Here is a 17092-nt window from a genome sequence, read left to right on the forward strand (position 1 = left end):
CCTCCGTGTTGGAACCCCTCCTCCAAAGGGATGGGCTTAATGCAGACTAGCCCCGCATCCGGCGCGCTTCGTCCAGCAGGCGCTTGCTGCGCAGGTACATTTCCAGCCGGGTCAGCGCGAGCAGGCCGACCACCATGGCCACGAACACATCGGCGATCAGCGCGGCGCTGAGGTGCCACGCGGCGGCTTCGGCCGTCGCCACGCTGCGCAGGCCCGCGCGGAACAGGATCAGAGCGACCAGCAGGATCATTGTGAAGGGGGAGGCGCGCTGGTCGAGCTGGTGGGTTTCGGGATCGACGCTGATGTGGATCGATCGGCCGCGCTGCCAGCCGATCGCGGCGCCAGCGGCAAAGCCCGCGGCGATCAGCGCCCAGGCAATGGCGCCCTGCGGCGGCTGGGTGGCGAGCATCATCGCGCCGATCCCGGCATAGACCGCCGGCACGATCCACAGCGTCTCCAGCCGAAGGCGGCGTGCGCGGCGCATCCGCATCATGCGCAGCCCCAGCACGACGACGACGATCACGGCGGGCAGCAGATATTGGAGAAGGGGAGAGGATGGCTGGTGCATGGAATGCTGCTTATCGTTCCGATGCCGCCTGGGGCAATTGCGCTGCGATCATTCGAGCGGCTGCAGCTCGCCGGCTATCGTCGGGATCAGTTCGCTGATCGTCGGGTGGATGTGCATGGTGCGGGCAAGCCTGTCCACCGGCGCCTTGCATGCCATCATGTCGAGGATGCTGTGGATCGCCTCGTCGCCGGAAACGCCGAGCACCGCGCCGCCGAGTATCTGCCGGCTCTCGGCATCGACGACGATCTTCATGAAACCCTGGGTCTCTCCCATTTCGGTGGCGCGGCCCACGCGCTTCATCGGCCGCCGGCCGACGAGGATGCGATGTCCGGCCTTTTTCGCTTCCTCCTCGCCCATCCCGCAGCGGCCCAGCGGCGGATCGACGTAGAGCGCATAGGCGGTGATCCGGTCCGAGAGCTTGCGATCCTCGCCGTCCAGCAGATTGGCCGCCACGATCTCGAAATCATTATAGGAGGTATGGGTGAAGGCGCCGCGGCCGTTGCAGTCGCCGAGCGCCCAGATGCCGGGCGCGCTGGTGCGAAGATGGTCGTCGACCCGGATATAGCCTTTCGCATCGGTTTCCACACCCGCCGCATCGAGGCCGAGATCGCCGGTATTCGGCGTACGGCCGACGGCAAGCAGCACATGGCTGCCCACCAGCTCGGGCTCGCCCTCGGTACAGTTGACCCCTACTGCTATGCCGCCGCCATGGCGCGCGAAACGGATGCATTCGGCATTCAGTCGCAGCGCGACGCCTTCTCGCTCCAGCATCGCCCGGATCGCATCGGAGATCTCCGCGTCCTCGCGCCCGATCAGCCGCGACCCTTTCTCGACGATCGTCACCTCGGCGCCGAACCGGCGGTACATCTGGGCGAATTCGAGCCCGATATAGCTGCCGCCGACCACCACGAGATGGCGGGGCAACTCGGCGAGGGCGAGCATCGTCGTGTTGGTCAGCACCGGTACGTCGTGCACGCCGGGCATGTCGGGGATCGTCGCGCGCCCGCCGACATTGATGAAGATGCGCTCGGCCTCGAGCAGTCGATCGTCCACCCGCACCGTGCGCGCGCTCTCGAAGCGGGCATGGCCGCGCACGAGGCTGAGACCTTTCATCCCGCCGAGCCAGCCCTCGACGCCGCTGCGGGCGTTGCGCGTCACCGTCTCGGCGCGCTCCTTCACGCGGTCCATGTCGATGGCGATCGGGCCGGGCAGGGTGACGCCCCAATCGGCGCCGTGCCGTGCGACATGGGCGGCGCGGGCGCTGGCGACGAGCGTCTTGGTGGGCATGCAGCCGGTGTTGACGCAGGTGCCGCCCACCAGATGGCGTTCGACCAGCGCAACCGTCATGCCCGCCTGCGTCAGCCGCCCGGCCAGTGGTGGGCCCGCCTGACCCGCGCCGATCACGATCGCGTCGAAGCGCTCGGGCATCACAGCGCAAATACGATCAGCGCGGCGCCGGCGATCGCGGCCGCATCCTCGATCAGCGCGGCCGGACGATCCGTGCCGGACCGGGCGGCGAGCTTTGCCCGCAGCGAGGAGAACAGGAGCGTGCCCACGATCGCGCCGACGGCCCCGGCGATCAGGCCGATGGCGGCCGATCCGGCGCCGATGCCGATCGCCGCACCGCTCAGCGCCCCGGTGAGGATCCGCGCGGAGAACTGGACAGGCACCTTGCGGCTGGGCGTCGTGGGAAGCTGATCCGTCACCAGCTCGCCCAGCGCGCCGAGCGTCAGGATCCAGGGAGTCCAGCGATAGCCGAGAAAGGCGAGCCAGGTTCCGGCGAGGTCGATGCGGCCCGTCGCGGCGGCCCAGCTGATCGCCGCGGGCGCCATGATCGCCCGCGAGCCCGCGACCAGACCGATCAAGAAGGCGAGCAGGGTATCCATCGTCGCGCTCCCATGTCGAGACTGGGCCGACGATGGCTTATTTCGCCACCGTGCGGAAGTGATTCCGCTCAGCCGGTACGAAGATAGCGGAAGTACCAGACCTCCCGGCCCTCGCGCCGCGCCTTGGCCTCGTAGCGCGTCTGCGGCCAGTCTTCGGGACGGTTCAGGAAGTCGGCCGGCCGCTCAGCCAGCCAGGTGAAATCGGTGCGCTGGTTCATCACCATCATCGCCCAGCGGCAGTAGACGGGATGATCGGTGCCGAGGCGGAATTCCCCGCCGGGCCTGAGCTTGGCCGCGAAGCGGTCGAGCGGGCCGTGATTCATCATCCGGCGCTTGGCATGGCGCGCCTTCGGCCAGGGATCGGGATGCAAGAGGTAGATGCGTTCCAGCGAGGCGTCGGGCAGACGGTCGAGCACCTGCAGCGCATCGCCCATGTGCAGCCGCACATTGGCCAGCCCGTCGTCGCGGATATGGCCGAGCGCGCCGACCACGCCGTTGAGGAACGGCTCGCAGCCGATGAAGCCATGATCCGGCCGCGCCCCGGCCTGGCCAGCGAGATGCTCGCCCGAGCCGAAGCCGATTTCGAGCTGGATGGGGCGATCGTCGCCGAACAGGCGCAGCGCATCGAGCGGCCCGTCCTCGGGCACGGCGAGCGTCGGCAGCAGCTCCTCGACGAGCGCTTCCTGCCCGGCGCGCAATTTATGGCCCTGGCGGCGTCCGTAGAGGCGGCGGATGGTGGTCGGATCGTTCACCGCGGTGCCTATGGGCAGCCGCATCGGCGAGCGCAAGCCCGGCTTATCGGGCTGGCTTGCGATCCACCAGGCGAATCCGCGTGCCCTCGACCGACCAGAGTTTGTCATTTTGGGTCGTCGACACGAAGATGGGCATGCGGGTGGTCAGCGACGTGAAGACGTGGATCTCCGTCGGCGTCGGATCCAGCAAATGGGTGATGGCCAATGCGGCCGGCTTCCCGCCATTGCCGTCACGCAACGGCATGTCGAGGCAGGTCTTGGTAAAGTCTCTTATCGGGCCGGCCTTGCCGTCGCTCGTGACGGCGATGAGGTGGTGGCCGCCGAAAGGGACGCTCTGGAACGTGGTCTGCGGCGTCAAAAGATAGACGAGGATCGGTCCGCCCGGCTTTTCCGGCGGCACGACCACGCTGTTGAACGGCTGATCGGAACAGAGCGGCTTGCCGCTGGCGGCGAAAGCGGATTTCGCGGTCGCCAGCGCCTTGATCATCCGCTTGCGCAGGTCGTTCAGCGTGCGATCGTCCTTCGATCCGAGCAATTGGCTCGATACCAGTTGATCGTCGCGGAACCGGGCCACATAGACCGCTTTCGGATCATCTTCGTCCTTGTCGAAGAAGATCAGCTCCGGTGCCTCGGCCGGTCCGTCGACGATCCAGCCGCCCAGCACGCTCGCCGGATCGTCGATCTTCGTGCGCATGTCGTCCGCGCCATGCCAGGCGGCTTGATCATAGGCATAGATCAGCGCGCCGCGGCGGCTGGCCTGTTCGATAGCGCTCGCCTCTCCGGGGCCAGCTGCACCGCAGCCACCGAAGCGGAGGGAATGGCTGCCGCGGGCGCGGCTCCCCATGCGACGATCGGCGCCGCCTGGACCAGCGCGCGCGCTAACTGGCCCCCGATCAGGCCGATGGCGGCCCGAAGCATCGTCATTTGCTCATCAGGCTCGAATCGAGACTGATCGCCTTGTCCCTGACCGATGCCAGCGGGGCCCCGTGCATTACAAGGTCGATCGCTTGATCCGGCGAGGGCAGATGATCGAAAGCCGGGTAGATCCTGCTGCCATCCAATTCGCGAAGGGTCACGAACACGCCCGGTTTCCGCATGAGCAGTGGGACTTCGGGCGAGACCGACGCGACGATTCCCGCATCGCCGAGAGCTATGACGTAGCGGTCTTTTTCCCCAGGGTGGCGATAAATGCCATAGGCAACGGTGTCGCTCGCCTCCCGGCACCAGGCGCCGGCATCCGCCGCGCCATCGCCGCCCCCCCGCATCGTTTCCTGCGTCGCGGCGAGCAGCACGAGCGACATGTCCGGCTTCACCGCGGATGCCTTCGAAAAATACAGTGGCTCGGCGCATCCGGCCACCGCAGCCGCCGCGGGACCGGCCGGTGTGTTGGCCGGAAAGGCGACGCCGGCGATCGCGGTGTCGAGCAGGGCATCCATGGCGGCGTCGTCCATCGCCGTCGAACTGATGCGCAGCGCGAACAGCCAGTTGCCGACCGGTATCATCGCGAGCGCGGTGCTACGATAGGCGCCGCCCCTCGGCACATAGGTGCGGCGCAGCACATCCTTGGTGCCGCTGCCCGGGCGGGCGAAGGCGATCGGAGCCGACGTCACCGCCGTGACGCCCTGGTAAATGTCTCGCGCCTCGATCATCGCCTGGGATCGGTCGAACCAGATTGCGGCGCTCGCCAGTGCGGGACGGAAGAGATAAGCGGTCAGGATCGTCGCCGAATCCGGCGTGGCATATTGCGCCATGATGTCGAGCTCGGCCGTGCCGCTGTCGACGATCCCGCTTCGCTTCAGCGTGCCGATGGCGGGCGGCAGGGCGAGGTGCGTCGCGCCGTGCGTCCAGTTCTTGCCATCCGGTGCGTCGAGCGTGCGGCTCGCACCGGCCGGCGCGCCTGTGCAAAGGCCCATCACCAGACAAGCGGCAAGCAGCATCCCGCGCATCGATCTTCCCCCTTCGCCCCGCTGCTAAGCTGGACCGAAGGTACACGGCGCGCAATGGACGAAATGCACCGGGATGGCGGCAATATAGCCGGCCTCGATGGGACTGGCTCATCGAGCCCGGCTATGAGCCCCCCGCGGCGACTGAGCGAATTCAATCCCCGATGATCAGCATCTCCGGGGCCGCGTGATGTGAGTGATTTGGGGCTCGGCGGCTCATGCAGGCCAGAAAGCGACGGGGCCGCCGTTTCCGGCAGCACGCCGTCGGTGCGCTGAGCGCGGATGGCGAGTGGATCAGGCCGCCTTGGAGCCCGGCGTGCCGCATTTGGTGAACTTGCCCTTCGCATCCTTGCACCGCGGCGGCGCCTTGGCTGCGGCTGGCGGTTGCGGGCATTTGGTGAACTTGCCCTTGGCGTCCTTGCACGGCGTCTTGGTCGCCGGCGGAGCCGGTTTGGGCGGCGGACACTTGATGAACTTGCCCTTTGCATCCTTGCAAGGTGCGGCAGCCACCGGCGCGGCCAAACCCGAGACGAGACCGAGGGAGACGATTGCAGCAATAAGCAACTGGCGCATGGACATCCTCCTGACCGGCCGAACGCTAGGGAGGAAGCGGAACTTCCTCAAATGAACTACCGGTCAGGAGTTGGACAGCTCGGCTTCAGGCGAGTTCGGCCTTCAGCGCCTCGACCAGATCGGTCTTCTCCCAGGAGAAGAAGTCGCCATCCGGCTTGCGGCCGAAATGGCCATAGGCCGCGCTCGGTTGGTAGATCGCCTTGTTGAGGCCGAGATGGGTGCGGATGCCCTTCGGGGTGAGGCGCACGAGCTTCGGCAGGACCGCCTCGATCTTCGCCTCGTCGACCGTGCCGGTGCCGTGCGTGTCGACATAGAGCGACAGCGGCTCGGCGACGCCGATCGCATAGCTGAGCTGGATGGTGCACTTGGTGGCGAGGCCCGCGGCGACGATGTTCTTCGCCATGTAGCGGCTGACATAAGCGGCCGAGCGGTCGACCTTGGTCGGATCCTTGCCGCTGAACGCGCCGCCGCCGTGCGGCGATGCGCCGCCATAGGTGTCGACGATGATCTTGCGGCCGGTGAGGCCGGCGTCGCCGTCCGGACCGCCGATCTCGAACAGGCCGGTCGGGTTGACGAAGATCTGGCCCTGGTCGGACGGCAGCCAGCCCTTGGGCAGGACCTCCTCGAACACGGTCATCACATAGTCGCGCAGCGTTTTCTGGCCGGCATCGTTGCTGAGCGCGGCCGAGTGCTGGGTGGAGACGACCAGCGCGCTGGCGCCCACCGGCTTGCCGCCCTCATAGCGCAGCGTGACCTGGCTCTTGGCGTCGGGCTCGAGGAAATCGACGATCTTGCCGTGGCGGTCCTGCGCCATCTTCTCGAGGATGCGGTGCGAATAATAGAGGGTGGCCGGCATCAGGTCCGGCGTCTCGTCGCAGGCATAGCCGAACATGATGCCCTGGTCGCCGGCGCCTTCGTCCTTGTTGCCGCTCTCGTCGACGCCCTGGGCGATGTGCGCGGACTGCTCGTGCAGGTGGCAGGCGAAATCGGCGCGGTTCCAGTGGAAGCCGTGCTGCTCATAGCCGATGCGGCGCACCGTCTCGCGCGCGGCGGCTTCGATCTCGGAATTGGGGATGGGCACGGCCGAGCGGACCTCGCCGGCCAGCACGATGCGGTTGGTGGTCACCATCGTCTCGCAGGCGACGCGCGCAACGGGATCCTTGCCGAGGAACAGATCGACGACCGCGTCGGAAATCTGGTCGGCCACCTTGTCGGGGTGCCCTTCGGAAACGGATTCGGAGGTGAAGAGATAGTTGCTGCGTGCCATTGGTACTGGGTCCCCTTGCGGAAAGACAAGCCTAGCGGGTGATCGGACTTAAAGACATAAAGGAATCGTTATATGTCCTTTAGCCGGCCTTGCGGCGCGATGCAAATGCCGCTGCGATCAGCAGGACTCCGGCGAAGAGGAAGCAGAGGAGATTGCCGAAACGCGCAAATGGCGTGGGCGCATGCGGCGGCGGCAGATGGGCGTCGATCGCGCCCGCCGTGCGCCAGGGCAGGCTCTTGAGCAGGCGGCCGTCGCCATCGACCACCGCCGAGATCCCGGTCGGGGTGGAACGGATCACCGGCAGCCCCTCCTCGATCGCGCGCAGCCGCGCCTGGGCAAGATGTTGCGGCGGGCCCCAGCGGCCGAACCAGGCGTCGTTGGAAGGGTTGAACAGGAAATTGGGCCGGTGCGCGCGGTCCACCACCTGGCCGGAGAAGATCATCTCATAGCAGATCTGGCCGCCCACTGCGCCGAAGCCCGGCAGCGCCAGGGTGCGCGGGCCGGGGCCGGCGAGGAAATCCATGTCGCCCGGCGCGAGGCGGGAGAGGCCGAGCGCGGAGAGGATCGGGCGCATCGGCAGATATTCGCCATAGGGCACCAGATGCGCCTTGTCGTAGCGGCCGACCAGCCGCTCGTTCGCATCCATCACGAACAGGCTGTTGTGCGCTGCCTGCACCTTACGCTTCCCGGCGTCCGCCCAGACAATCGAGATGCCGCCGGTCAGGATCAGGTCGCGCGGGCCGATCAGATGGGCGATCGTGCTGCGCCAGCCCGGCTCGTCCTCCAGATAGGCGGGGATCGCGACCTCGGGCCAGAATACCAGCCGCGGCTGCGCTCCGGGCGTGCCGCTGAGCCCGGCAAGCGTGTCGAAATTGCGGCTCTCGAAATCCGGGCTCCACTTCTGGTCCTGGCCGATATTGGGCTGGACGACGCGGATCAGCGGTCCCGCCTGGCCGGGAAGGGGGCCGCGCGTCGCCGCGCCATAGCCGCACGCGACGAGCACCGGCAGAGCGAGCAGCAACGCGTCGCGCCAGCTGCGGCGCAGCAGTGCCGCCAGCGTGGCGGCAGCGAGGATGACGATCGCGCCGAGGCCGTAGGTCCCGACCAGCTTCGTCAGGCCCGCGGCCGGCAGCAGCAGCAGGGTGACGCCCAGCGGATTCCAGGCGAAGCCGGTGAACATCGTGGCGCGCAGCCATTCGGTGACGATCCAGCCCGCACCGAAGACGAGCGCGAGCGCAACCAGGCCGGCGCGGCGCGCGAGCCAGGCGACGAGCACCGCCAGCGCCGGATAGACGGCGAGATAGAGCGACAGCAGCAGCACAGCCACCCAGCCCAGCCAGGCCGGCATCGCCGCCTGATAGGTGAAGGCGGTGGCGATCCAGTTGAGCCCCAGGGTGAAATGGCCGAGGCCGAAACACCAGCCGCAGAGCAGCGCGCCACGTGCAGTCCGTATCCTCGGAATGACGTGGATCAGCAGGGCGAAGGCGATGAGGGTGATCGGCCACAGGTCGAGCGGCGCGAAACCGAGCGCGCTCACCAGTCCGAGCAAGAGGGCGATGAGCGGAGTCGGCACGCGCGGGCTATCGCTCAGCCGCGCCGCGGATGCCAGAGGGGAGATTGTTCCGCCGTCGGATTTTCGTCCGGCATGAGTGTTGGAGCTTCGCGCGTAAATCTGAACCGTCATGCCGGAGGGAGAGGGGGAGGTTCGGACTCTTCTTCGTCATGCTGAACTTGTTTCAGCATCCACCGTTCGCCAGGCACCGCCGTCGCCGCTGGGACGATGCCGCAGCGACGGCATTTTCTTTGGAAAAGCCAGTGAAGGCCGCGCAGCGGATGCTGAAACGAGTTCAGCATGACCGAAAAAACATGCCTGTCCGTGGAGCTTTCGCCCTGGATGCCTATTGTGCCGCGGTGACGCGCCACACGCGGTTGCCCGCATCGTCGGCGACGAGCAACGCGCCCTTCGAATCGATGGCGACGCCCACAGGCCGGCCCTGCGCGTCGCCGTCCTTGTCGAGAAAGCCGGTGAGGACGTCGATCGGCATGCCGACCGGCTTACCGTTCTTGAAGGGTACGAAGATCACTTTATAGCCGGACGGGGGATTGCGGTTCCACGAGCCGTGCAAGCCGATGAAGGCGCCCTCGGCGAAACGCGGCGCAAGCTTCTGGCCGGTCGCGAAGCCGAGGCCGAGCGCGGCGGTGTGGGAGCCCAGCCCGTAATCGGGACGGTTGACCACCTCGAGCTGGCCGGGTTGCGGATAGGGCGGCCGATGGTCCGGAATGCCGCCCCAATAGGCCCAGGGCCAGCCGTAGAAGCCGCCGAACTGCACACTGGTGAGATAGTCGGGAACCAGGTCGGAACCGATCTCGTCGCGTTCGTTGACCACCGCCCATAACTCATGCGTCACCGGATTCCAGGCCATGCCGTTGGGATTGCGCAGGCCAGCCGCGAAGATGCGATGCTCGCCGGTCTTGGCGTCCACCTCCCAGATCGCCGCGCGCTCCCGCTCGGCTGCCTCGCCATTTTCGCCGACATTGCTGTTCGATCCGATCGAAACGTAGAGCTTGCTGCCGTCGGGGCTGGCTATGACGTTCTTCGACCAGTGATGGTTGCGCGGGCCGGCCGGGAGTTCGGCGACCACGACAGGTTTGGCGGTGATCTTCGTATCACCCGGCTTGAACGGATAGCGAAGCAGCTTGTCGGTCGCCGCGACATAGAGCTGGTCGCCGACCTGGGCCATGCCGAACGCCGCATTGAGGCCGCTCAGCAGCACGGTGCGCGTCTCGGCAACGCCGTCGCCATCGGCGTCCCGAAGCAGGACGATGTCGTTGCCGGCGGGATTCTTCGATCCCGCGCGGCGCATCAACAGGCCTTGCATGAAGCCGCGGAAGCCTTTTCCTTCCTCGGGTTGTGCCGGCGCGCCTGGCTCGGACACGAGCACGTCGCCGTTGGAAAGGACGAGGAGTTGGCGCGGATGCTTGAGGTCGGTCGCGAAGGCATTGACCTTGAGGCCCGGCGCCGGGATCGGCGTGGCGTTGCCGCTCCAGCCGACGACGGAGGCCACGCGTATGGTGGGGATCAGTGCAGCGCGGGGCGCCTGCAGCGTCGGATTGGGGCCGTAGCCCGCCTCGATCGGCAGCTTTGCCGTATCTCCCTTGAGAAGATACCATCCCCCGGCGAGAATGATGATCAGCAAGGCGAGGGGGATGGCGTAGCGCTTCTTCATCGGCAATCTCCGGCGCGGCGGGCGCCTCATTGATGTTCGGTCACTGTCTCCCGCGCCGCGGGCGGATGGAGCGTCAGGCGGGTGACGCGGCGATTGTCGCCGCCGGTAACCTCAAGCCGCCAACCACTGTCATGTTCCACCACCTCGCCGATTTCCGGCACATGGCCGGCCAGCAGGAAGGCGAGTCCGCCCAGCGTGTCCACATCCTCTTCCACCTCGCCGAGGCGGGGATCGATCGTTTCTGCGGCGTCCTCCAGTTCGGTGCGCGCGTCGACGTCCCAACGGCCGTCGGGCAGCGGCACCATCTCGGCCACCGCCTCGTCGTCATGCTCGTCCTCGATGTCGCCGACGATCTCCTCGACCAGATCCTCGATCGTGATCAGCCCTTCGGTACCCGAATATTCATCCAGCACTACGGCGAGATGGGTGCGCGTGGCGCGCATCTCGGCCAGCAAATCTATCACGCCCATCGACTCGGGGACGTAGCGCGGCTGGCGGATGAGCCGCTCGAGCGTGGGCGGGTGCGGAGCGCCGGTGGCCAGGATGGCGAAGACGTCCTTGATATGGATCATGCCCGTCACCGTATCCAGCGTCTCGCGATAGACCGGTAGGCGGCTGTGCCCGGCTTCGGCAAAGAGGGCGACGAGTTCGGCAAAGCTCGCCTTCTCGTCAATCGCGACGATATCGGCCCGCGGCACGCCCACATCGCCCGCCGTGCGATCGCCGAAATGCAGCAGATTCTTGAGCATCTGGCGCTCTACGGCGGAAAGGTCGCCCTTGGCCGGAGCATCGTCCTCATGCTCCTCGATCGCTTCCTCGATCTGGTCGCGCAAGGTCGGCTCGCTGTCCGAACCGAACAACGCGCGCAGCCCCGCCCACAATCGGCCGGGACTGTCGCTGCTACTACTATCCTCTGGCATTACCCTGTATTACGCCTCATCCACCGCATAAGGATCGGCGATGCCGAGCGTGGCGAGAGCGACGCGTTCCAGCGCCTCCATCGCTTCGGCTTCGGCATCCCCCTGGTGGTCATAGCCTAGCAGGTGAAGGGTCCCGTGGACAATCAGGTGCGTGGCATGATGTGCGACGCTCACGCCCTTGTCCGCCGCTTCCGCCGCGCAGACGCCGGCGGCGAGCACGATGTCGCCCATCAGCACCTCGCCATCGTCCGAATTGGCGAGGCTGTCGATCAGGTCCTCCTGCACCATCGGGAAGGACAGGACGTTGGTGGGCTTGTCCTTGCCGCGATAGCTTTTGTTGAGGCTGTGGACCTCCTCGTCGGAAGTGAGGCGGACGGCGATCTCCGCGGTGAAGCTCCGCTCGGCGATCCAGGCATAGGGGCTGATCCCGAGCGCGGCGGCCACCGCTTCGCTCGCGAGGGCTTCCCAATCGACATCGGCGGGCCAGCCTGGCTCAATCTGCACGGCGACGTCGATCATCGGAGGATCCTCAAATCCTCTCCTGCGGAGCAGGACGAAGTGAGTGCCCTACGCATTGGGGCCCTCATAGGCTTCGACGATCCGGCCTACGATCGGATGGCGCACCACGTCCGCGGCATTGAAGCGGACGGTCGCGATCCCCTCGACGCCCTCCAGCCGGGCCACGGCGTCGGCGAGGCCCGACTTGCCGGGTTCGGGCAGGTCGACCTGCTTCGGATCGCCGCAGATCACCATGCGGCTGTTCATGCCGAAGCGGGTGAGGAACATCTTCATCTGCGCGGGCGTGGTGTTCTGCGCCTCGTCGAGGATGATGAAGGCGTCGGCGAGGGTGCGGCCGCGCATGAAGGCGATCGGCGCGATCTCGATCTCGCCCGAGGCGATGCGCCGCTCCACCTGCTCGGCGGGCAGCATGTCGTAGAGCGCGTCGTAGAGCGGGCGGAGATAGGGATCGACCTTCTCCTTCATGTCGCCGGGCAGGAAGCCCAGTCGCTCGCCGGCCTCCACCGCGGGGCGCGAGAGGATCAGCCGGTCGACCGAGCCGCCGATGAGCTGCTGCACGGCCTGGGCGACGGCGAGATAGGTCTTGCCGGTGCCCGCCGGGCCGAGCGCGAAGATCACGTCCGACCGGCCCAGCGCCTCCATGTAGCGTATCTGGGTGCCCGATCGCGGCACGATCGTCTTCTTGCGCGTCCGGATCATCACCGGCGGCGGATCGCCGGCATCGGCACGGATGATGCCGTCCAGCGTCGGCTCGGCGGACATGGCGATCACGCCGTCCACCATGCCAGCGTCGATATCCTGGCCCTGCACGATGCGGTTGTAGAGGCCGGTCAGCACCTCTCGCGCGCGGGCGGCCGCCTGCGCCTCGCCCTCGATCTGCAGCTTGTTGCCGCGCGCTGCGATGTAGACGCCCAGCCGGTTTTCGATGGCGACCAGATTCTGGTCATATTCGCCGAACAATCGGCCGAGGAGCTGGGGCTTGTCGAACACGATCTCGAGGCGGGAGCGGTCTCCGGCCTGGGCAGCGGCGGGCTTACGGCTCATGCGGTCCTTTCGGCGTGGACGAGGTGAGGGCGATGGGGTGCGCATCGCGCGCGATGCTTGCCGTATTCCATGGCCGTTTCATGAAACGGCCCGTCGTGGCGAGCGGTTCCGGCAAGGACGCGCAAAGGCGGTGCAACAGCATCGCTGTCACTGTGGCAGGTGATCGCCCCGCGGGACAGGGGGAATTTATCCGTTCGCAGCGGGGGCCTGCAATCCGGCATCAGAAAGTCGGGCAGTGTCGCGGTGCTGCAACATCGTCTTGCCGCCGGCGATTCAGGACGGATATCGGCGCGGCATGGCTGCCTCACCTTTCCTCCGCGTCGTCGCGACGCTCCCCGTCATCCCGGATGAGTCGGGATCACGAAAGGAAAAGGCAAAGACGGATATGTCTTCCACGCGTGCGTCGGCCGCGCCGCTCAGGCGGCCGCGCGGATCTCGCGGAGCAGGCCGGTCAGGCTGTTCGGGCCGGCGGCGACGATCTCGACCGTCGCCAGCGTGCCGATCGCCGGGCCGTCCTCGACGATCACTGATTGCAGCCAGGGCGACTTGCCGATCGTCTGGCCCGGCTTCTTGCCCTTGCGCTCGATCAGCACCTCGGCGGTGCGGCCGATGGTGGCGCGGTTGAAGGCGAATTGCTGTTCGCCGAGCAGCGCCTGCAGCCGCTGCAGCCGCTCGTCCTTCACCGCCTCGGCGACCTGATCCTCCATCGTCGCGGCCGGCGTGCCGGGGCGCGGCGAATATTTGAAGGAGAAGGCCTGGGCATGGCCGGTGGCACGCACGATCTCCAGCGTCGCCTCGAAATCGGCTTCGCTCTCGCCGGGAAAGCCGACGATATAGTCCCCCGATATGGCGATGTCGGACCGCGCCGCACGCACCCGGCCGATCACCTCCAAATAGCTCGCGACGCTGTGGCTGCGGTTCATCGCCTTGAGGATGCGGTCGCTGCCTGCCTGCACGGGCAAATGCAGGAAAGGCATCAGCTTGGCGATTTCGCCATGCGCGTCGATCAGCCCCTGGCGCATGTCGTTCGGATGGCTGGTGGTGTAACGTATGCGGGCAAGGCCGGGCAGCCGGTCCAGCGCGCGGATCAGCCCGTCGAGGCCCTGGACGCGGCCCTTCTCGTCCTCGCCCTCCCAGGCGTTGACGTTCTGGCCGAGCAGGGTGATCTCCTGCGCGCCGGCATCGACCAGCGCCTTCGCCTCGTCGAGCACCGCGTTCCACGGCCGTGATACCTCGGCGCCGCGCGTATAGGGTACCACGCAATAGGTGCAGAATTTGTCGCAGCCCTCCTGCACGGTCAGGAAGGCGGTCGGTCCGGAAAGCCGCCGCGCGGGCAGCGCGTCGAACTTGGAGGCGGCCGGCATGTCGGTATCGACCGCGCGGCCCTTGGCGACGAGCTCGGGCAGGCGGTGATAGGCCTGCGGGCCGACGACGATGTCGACCTCCTTTGCGCGGCGCTGGATCTCGGCGCCCTCGGCCTGGGCGACGCAGCCGGCGACGGCGATCATCGGCGTCGATCCATCCTCGCGGCGCAGGCGCCCGATGTCCGAATAGACCTTCTCGGCGGCCTTCTCGCGAATGTGGCAGGTGTTGAGCACGACGAGATCGGCGCTGTCGGCGCCCACCGCAGGGGTCATCCCCTCGGCGGCGAGCAGCTCGGCCATGCGCTCGCCGTCATAGACGTTCATCTGGCAGCCGAACGACTTGACGTGATAGGTGGAAGGACGGGTCATGGCGCGGCGCTATACAGGCGCGGAACCGCGGTTGCTAGGTTTTGGAAAGTTGTGCCGGCGATGACCGGTCATGACGCTTTTGAGAGCGCGCTACGCCGCCTTCAGCCCGCGGATTTCATGAAAGGCGGATCGGGGATCGCCGCCCGGCTTTCGTTGAGCAAGGCGCTCCAGCGGGTCGAGAGCTCGTTGAAATAGGCGTCGTCCTCGGCGATGCGGCGGCGGACGACCGGCTCGCTGCGATCGGCCGGGATCGCGATCAGGTCCAGCGGGCGGCCCACCGCGAGGTTGGAGCGCAGTGTGCCGTCGAACGAGATCAGGCCGACCTTCACCGTCTCTTCCAGCGGTGTCCGATAGTCGAGCACGCGGTCGAGGATCGGCTTTCCGTACATGGTCTGGCCGATCTGGAGGAAGGGCGTGTCGGGCCGGCACTGGATGAAATTTCCTTCGGGGTAGATCAGGAACAGCTCCAGCGGCCCGTCGCCGATGCGCCCGCCGAGCAGCAACGTGGTGGACGAATCGATGCCGGTGCCGGCCAGTAGGACGTTGGCGGCGCGATTGGCCAGGATCGAGGCTTCGCTGACCAGTTGCGCGGCGCGAAACATGGTGGCGACGTGGGCGATCCTGCGCGGCTCGCCGCCTTCCTCGAGTGGCGGCAGACCTTCCTCGAGCGTGGAGAGCAGCGTCTGCGTGACAGAGAGATTGCCCGCCGAGCAGGCGACGACGATGCGATCCTCGCCATCCGCCAGCATGTGCAGCTTGCGGTAGACGGAGATATTGTCGACCCCGGCGTTGGTGCGGGTATCGGCGATCATCACCAGCCCGGCTTCGGGCAGCATGCCGACGCAATAGGTCACAGGCTCTCCCTCCGGCCTTTTCTTTTTACCCCATAGGCGTGGCGGTCCGGCGAAGTCGAGCGGGTTTGCGGGGATTGTGCGCGGCGGGCTTTACCTATGTCGTGCACAGAGTGTAAACGACGTGGGGCAGACAATGGGAGAGAGATGATGGAAGAGCTGGTGTCCACCGCCGCGGCCGAGGCCGAATCGCAGGACTTTCAGGTGACTCCACCTGCTTCGCGCTCGGCGATCAAGGCGGACGAGGCCCGCTACATGCAAGGTGACGTGGAACCGGCGACGTCCAGCGTGCTGATCTCCAACTCCAAATATCTCAACAATCCCTATTACAGAGATTCCTACGCGCAGCATGCGCTGCGCCGCCACGGCCGCGACCTGCCGCCCACCTACACCATCCCGATGATGGTGCGCGCGATCGCGGAGGTTACCGACTATCCCGAGGCGATGAAGCTGATCGCGGCGGAGAAGGTGAAGAATCCGGAATTCGGCGGCTGGGTCGATGCGCGCCGCCTGACTTCGTACCGCGCCGAGGAGATGGGACATTATGCCTCCGGCACGCTGGGCGCGACGATCCGCGAGTTCATGGCCAAGGGCTATGAGATCGAGTTCATGAAGAAGGACGAACAGCCGGCGAACGATTTCGAGTATATATTGAAGCGCCGCACCGCGCTCCACGACATAGAGCATATGGTGACCGGCTACGGCCCGAACAGCGCGGGCGAGATGGCGCTCGCCATGGCCAACGTGACCGCGATGGCGCATTATTTCAGCCCCGATCTCGCGCAGTTCATGAACGCGCACAATGTCTGGGTCTCCTCGGCCAGCTACAAGCGCATCTCGCTCCACTATCCGGCCGCGCTCCCTACCATCCTGGAGGCGATGGAGCGTGGCATCGCGCTCGGCCGCGCGCTCCAGAAGCCGCTGCTGATGTATCCCTGGGAGGATTATCTCGACTGGCAGCTCGACGATATCGCCGCCGAGATCGGTTTCGCGCGCGGGCCGGGCGATGACTGGCACTGGACGATCGAAGCCTGCACCGGCTGAGCTTTTCGGGGACTTGCCCCGGGATCACCAGGGAATGGTGCGGCCGAGATAATCCAGATAGTGCAGGCCGGGGTCGCGCCGCCTGGCGAGGAGGACGTCGATGAGGTTCGGGACGCTCTCCTCGATGGTGAGGCGGGCGTTCGGCCCGCCGAGATCGGTGCGGACCCAGCCGGGAGCCATCAGCACCATCGACCGATCGCTTCCGGCGCGCCGTGCCGCGAAGCTGCGCATGAACATGTTCAGCGCGGCCTTGCTGCCACGATAGAGCTCGTCTTCGCCGGTCTCGTTGTTGGCGATGCTGCCCCGCCCGGAGGACATCACGCCGATCAGGGCGGTGGCGGAAAGAAGAGGCTCCAGCTGCTCGATCACGCGCATCGGGCTCAATGCATTGGTCGTCATGATCCGGATGAATTCGTCGGTCGACACGTCTCCGATCGGCTTGCGGCTCTCGTCGGCGACGCCGGCATTCACGAACAGCATGTCGAACGTCCGATGCGACAGGCGGTCGCGCAGCGCGGCGATCTGATCGGGCAGGGTGATATCCAGCGTCTCGATCTCGATCCGGCCGCCGGCCTCCTCCGCCAGATCGTGCAGCTTCGTTTGCCCGCCTCGCACGGTGCCGACGACCGCCCACTGTTTTTCGACGAACTCGGCCGCCATGGCGAGGCCGAGCCCGCGCGAGGCGCCGATGAGCAGGATCGTGCCGCCCTCGGGCGGCGGTGGAAGAGGCATGGGACTATCCTTCGCTGAAGAGGTCGCAACGCA

At 66.7% G+C, this 17092-nt stretch carries 17 protein-coding genes; 1 reads left to right on the top strand and 16 read right to left on the bottom strand.

Annotated features, from left to right (window positions below; translation table 11 throughout):
• Positions 1-46: 46 nt before the first annotated feature.
• The 15 genes from GQY20_RS19265 to GQY20_RS19335 all read right to left on the bottom strand — a co-directional run bounded on the left by GQY20_RS19265 (position 47) and on the right by GQY20_RS19335 (position 15286).
• On the bottom strand, positions 47-568 hold the full coding sequence (locus tag GQY20_RS19265; RefSeq protein ID WP_157218770.1) for a CcdC protein domain-containing protein: 522 nt from the start codon (positions 566-568) through the stop codon (positions 47-49).
• A 48-nt stretch (positions 569-616) separates the two neighbouring features.
• A complete protein-coding gene (locus tag GQY20_RS19270; protein WP_157218771.1) occupies positions 617-1996 on the bottom strand; it encodes an FAD-containing oxidoreductase in 1380 nt (459 codons plus the stop codon).
• Complete coding sequence (locus GQY20_RS19275) at positions 1996-2454, bottom strand: DUF4126 domain-containing protein (protein ID WP_157218772.1); 459 nt, start codon at positions 2452-2454, stop codon at positions 1996-1998. The genes GQY20_RS19270 and GQY20_RS19275 overlap by 1 nt, the downstream gene beginning before the upstream one ends.
• Before the next feature lie 68 nt (positions 2455-2522).
• Positions 2523-3206 (bottom strand): tRNA (guanosine(46)-N7)-methyltransferase TrmB, encoded by a 684-nt coding sequence (gene trmB / locus GQY20_RS19280; protein WP_157219006.1) that lies wholly within the window; start codon positions 3204-3206, stop codon positions 2523-2525.
• Positions 3207-3249: 43 nt separating this feature from the next.
• Positions 3250-4050: a hypothetical protein gene (locus GQY20_RS19285; RefSeq protein ID WP_157218773.1), complete on the bottom strand. Its 801-nt coding sequence runs from the start codon at positions 4048-4050 to the stop codon at positions 3250-3252.
• A 76-nt stretch (positions 4051-4126) separates the two neighbouring features.
• Positions 4127-5152, bottom strand: a complete 1026-nt coding sequence (locus GQY20_RS19290) for a hypothetical protein (protein ID WP_157218774.1) — start codon at positions 5150-5152, stop codon at positions 4127-4129.
• Positions 5153-5443: 291 nt separating this feature from the next.
• Entirely contained in the window at positions 5444-5722 is a 279-nt protein-coding gene (locus GQY20_RS19295; RefSeq protein WP_157218775.1) for a hypothetical protein, read from the bottom strand.
• Positions 5723-5807: 85 nt separating this feature from the next.
• Positions 5808-6989: a methionine adenosyltransferase gene (gene metK / locus GQY20_RS19300; protein WP_157218776.1), complete on the bottom strand. Its 1182-nt coding sequence runs from the start codon at positions 6987-6989 to the stop codon at positions 5808-5810.
• Between the two features lie 79 nt (positions 6990-7068).
• Positions 7069-8562, bottom strand: a complete 1494-nt coding sequence (gene lnt, locus GQY20_RS19305; protein WP_408641129.1) for an apolipoprotein N-acyltransferase — start codon at positions 8560-8562, stop codon at positions 7069-7071.
• A gap of 325 nt (positions 8563-8887) precedes the next feature.
• Positions 8888-10216, bottom strand: coding sequence for a PQQ-dependent sugar dehydrogenase (locus GQY20_RS19310; protein ID WP_198351067.1), 1329 nt, complete (start codon positions 10214-10216; stop codon positions 8888-8890).
• 26 nt (positions 10217-10242) lie between these two features.
• Entirely contained in the window at positions 10243-11136 is an 894-nt protein-coding gene (locus GQY20_RS19315; protein WP_157218778.1) for a hemolysin family protein, read from the bottom strand.
• Positions 11137-11145: 9 nt separating this feature from the next.
• Positions 11146-11655, bottom strand: coding sequence for an rRNA maturation RNase YbeY (ybeY, locus tag GQY20_RS19320; protein ID WP_157218779.1), 510 nt, complete (start codon positions 11653-11655; stop codon positions 11146-11148).
• Positions 11656-11703: 48 nt separating this feature from the next.
• Positions 11704-12699, bottom strand: coding sequence for a PhoH family protein (locus GQY20_RS19325; RefSeq protein ID WP_157218780.1), 996 nt, complete (start codon positions 12697-12699; stop codon positions 11704-11706).
• Positions 12700-13115: 416 nt separating this feature from the next.
• Positions 13116-14432 carry a tRNA (N6-isopentenyl adenosine(37)-C2)-methylthiotransferase MiaB gene (miaB, locus tag GQY20_RS19330; protein ID WP_157218781.1) on the bottom strand — a complete coding sequence of 439 codons (1317 nt, stop codon included), beginning with the start codon at positions 14430-14432 and terminating at the stop codon, positions 13116-13118.
• Positions 14433-14533: 101 nt separating this feature from the next.
• Positions 14534-15286 carry a peptidase gene (locus GQY20_RS19335; RefSeq protein WP_157218782.1) on the bottom strand — a complete coding sequence of 251 codons (753 nt, stop codon included), beginning with the start codon at positions 15284-15286 and terminating at the stop codon, positions 14534-14536.
• Positions 15287-15433: 147 nt separating this feature from the next.
• Here GQY20_RS19335 and GQY20_RS19340 point away from each other — a divergent pair, with 147 nt between their 5' ends.
• On the top strand, positions 15434-16327 hold the full coding sequence (locus tag GQY20_RS19340; protein ID WP_157219008.1) for a Coq4 family protein: 894 nt from the start codon (positions 15434-15436) through the stop codon (positions 16325-16327).
• Between the two features lie 24 nt (positions 16328-16351).
• On the opposite strand, the gene GQY20_RS19345 is transcribed toward GQY20_RS19340, so the two are convergent.
• Positions 16352-17059: an SDR family oxidoreductase gene (locus GQY20_RS19345; protein ID WP_157218783.1), complete on the bottom strand. Its 708-nt coding sequence runs from the start codon at positions 17057-17059 to the stop codon at positions 16352-16354.
• Positions 17060-17092 lie beyond the last annotated feature (33 nt).

This window comes from Flavisphingomonas formosensis (assembly GCF_009755815.1).
GTDB classification, from domain to species: Bacteria; Pseudomonadota; Alphaproteobacteria; order Sphingomonadales; family Sphingomonadaceae; genus Flavisphingomonas; species Flavisphingomonas formosensis.

Coding starts and splice junctions, on each gene's coding strand:
- miaB (WP_157218781.1), bottom strand. CDS start 14,432: ATGACCCGTCCTTCCACCTATCACGTCAAGTCGTTCGGCTGCCAGATG.
- GQY20_RS19290 (WP_157218774.1), bottom strand. CDS start 5,152: ATGCGCGGGATGCTGCTTGCCGCTTGTCTGGTGATGGGCCTTTGCACA.
- ybeY (WP_157218779.1), bottom strand. CDS start 11,655: ATGATCGACGTCGCCGTGCAGATTGAGCCAGGCTGGCCCGCCGATGTC.
- GQY20_RS19315 (WP_157218778.1), bottom strand. CDS start 11,136: ATGCCAGAGGATAGTAGTAGCAGCGACAGTCCCGGCCGATTGTGGGCG.
- GQY20_RS19310 (WP_198351067.1), bottom strand. CDS start 10,216: ATGAAGAAGCGCTACGCCATCCCCCTCGCCTTGCTGATCATCATTCTC.
- metK (WP_157218776.1), bottom strand. CDS start 6,989: ATGGCACGCAGCAACTATCTCTTCACCTCCGAATCCGTTTCCGAAGGG.
- GQY20_RS19265 (WP_157218770.1), bottom strand. CDS start 568: ATGCACCAGCCATCCTCTCCCCTTCTCCAATATCTGCTGCCCGCCGTG.
- GQY20_RS19270 (WP_157218771.1), bottom strand. CDS start 1,996: ATGCCCGAGCGCTTCGACGCGATCGTGATCGGCGCGGGTCAGGCGGGC.
- GQY20_RS19345 (WP_157218783.1), bottom strand. CDS start 17,059: ATGCCTCTTCCACCGCCGCCCGAGGGCGGCACGATCCTGCTCATCGGC.
- GQY20_RS19285 (WP_157218773.1), bottom strand. CDS start 4,050: ATGGGGAGCCGCGCCCGCGGCAGCCATTCCCTCCGCTTCGGTGGCTGC.
- GQY20_RS19295 (WP_157218775.1), bottom strand. CDS start 5,722: ATGCGCCAGTTGCTTATTGCTGCAATCGTCTCCCTCGGTCTCGTCTCG.
- GQY20_RS19325 (WP_157218780.1), bottom strand. CDS start 12,699: ATGAGCCGTAAGCCCGCCGCTGCCCAGGCCGGAGACCGCTCCCGCCTC.
- GQY20_RS19340 (WP_157219008.1), top strand. CDS start 15,434: ATGGAAGAGCTGGTGTCCACCGCCGCGGCCGAGGCCGAATCGCAGGAC.
- GQY20_RS19275 (WP_157218772.1), bottom strand. CDS start 2,454: ATGGATACCCTGCTCGCCTTCTTGATCGGTCTGGTCGCGGGCTCGCGG.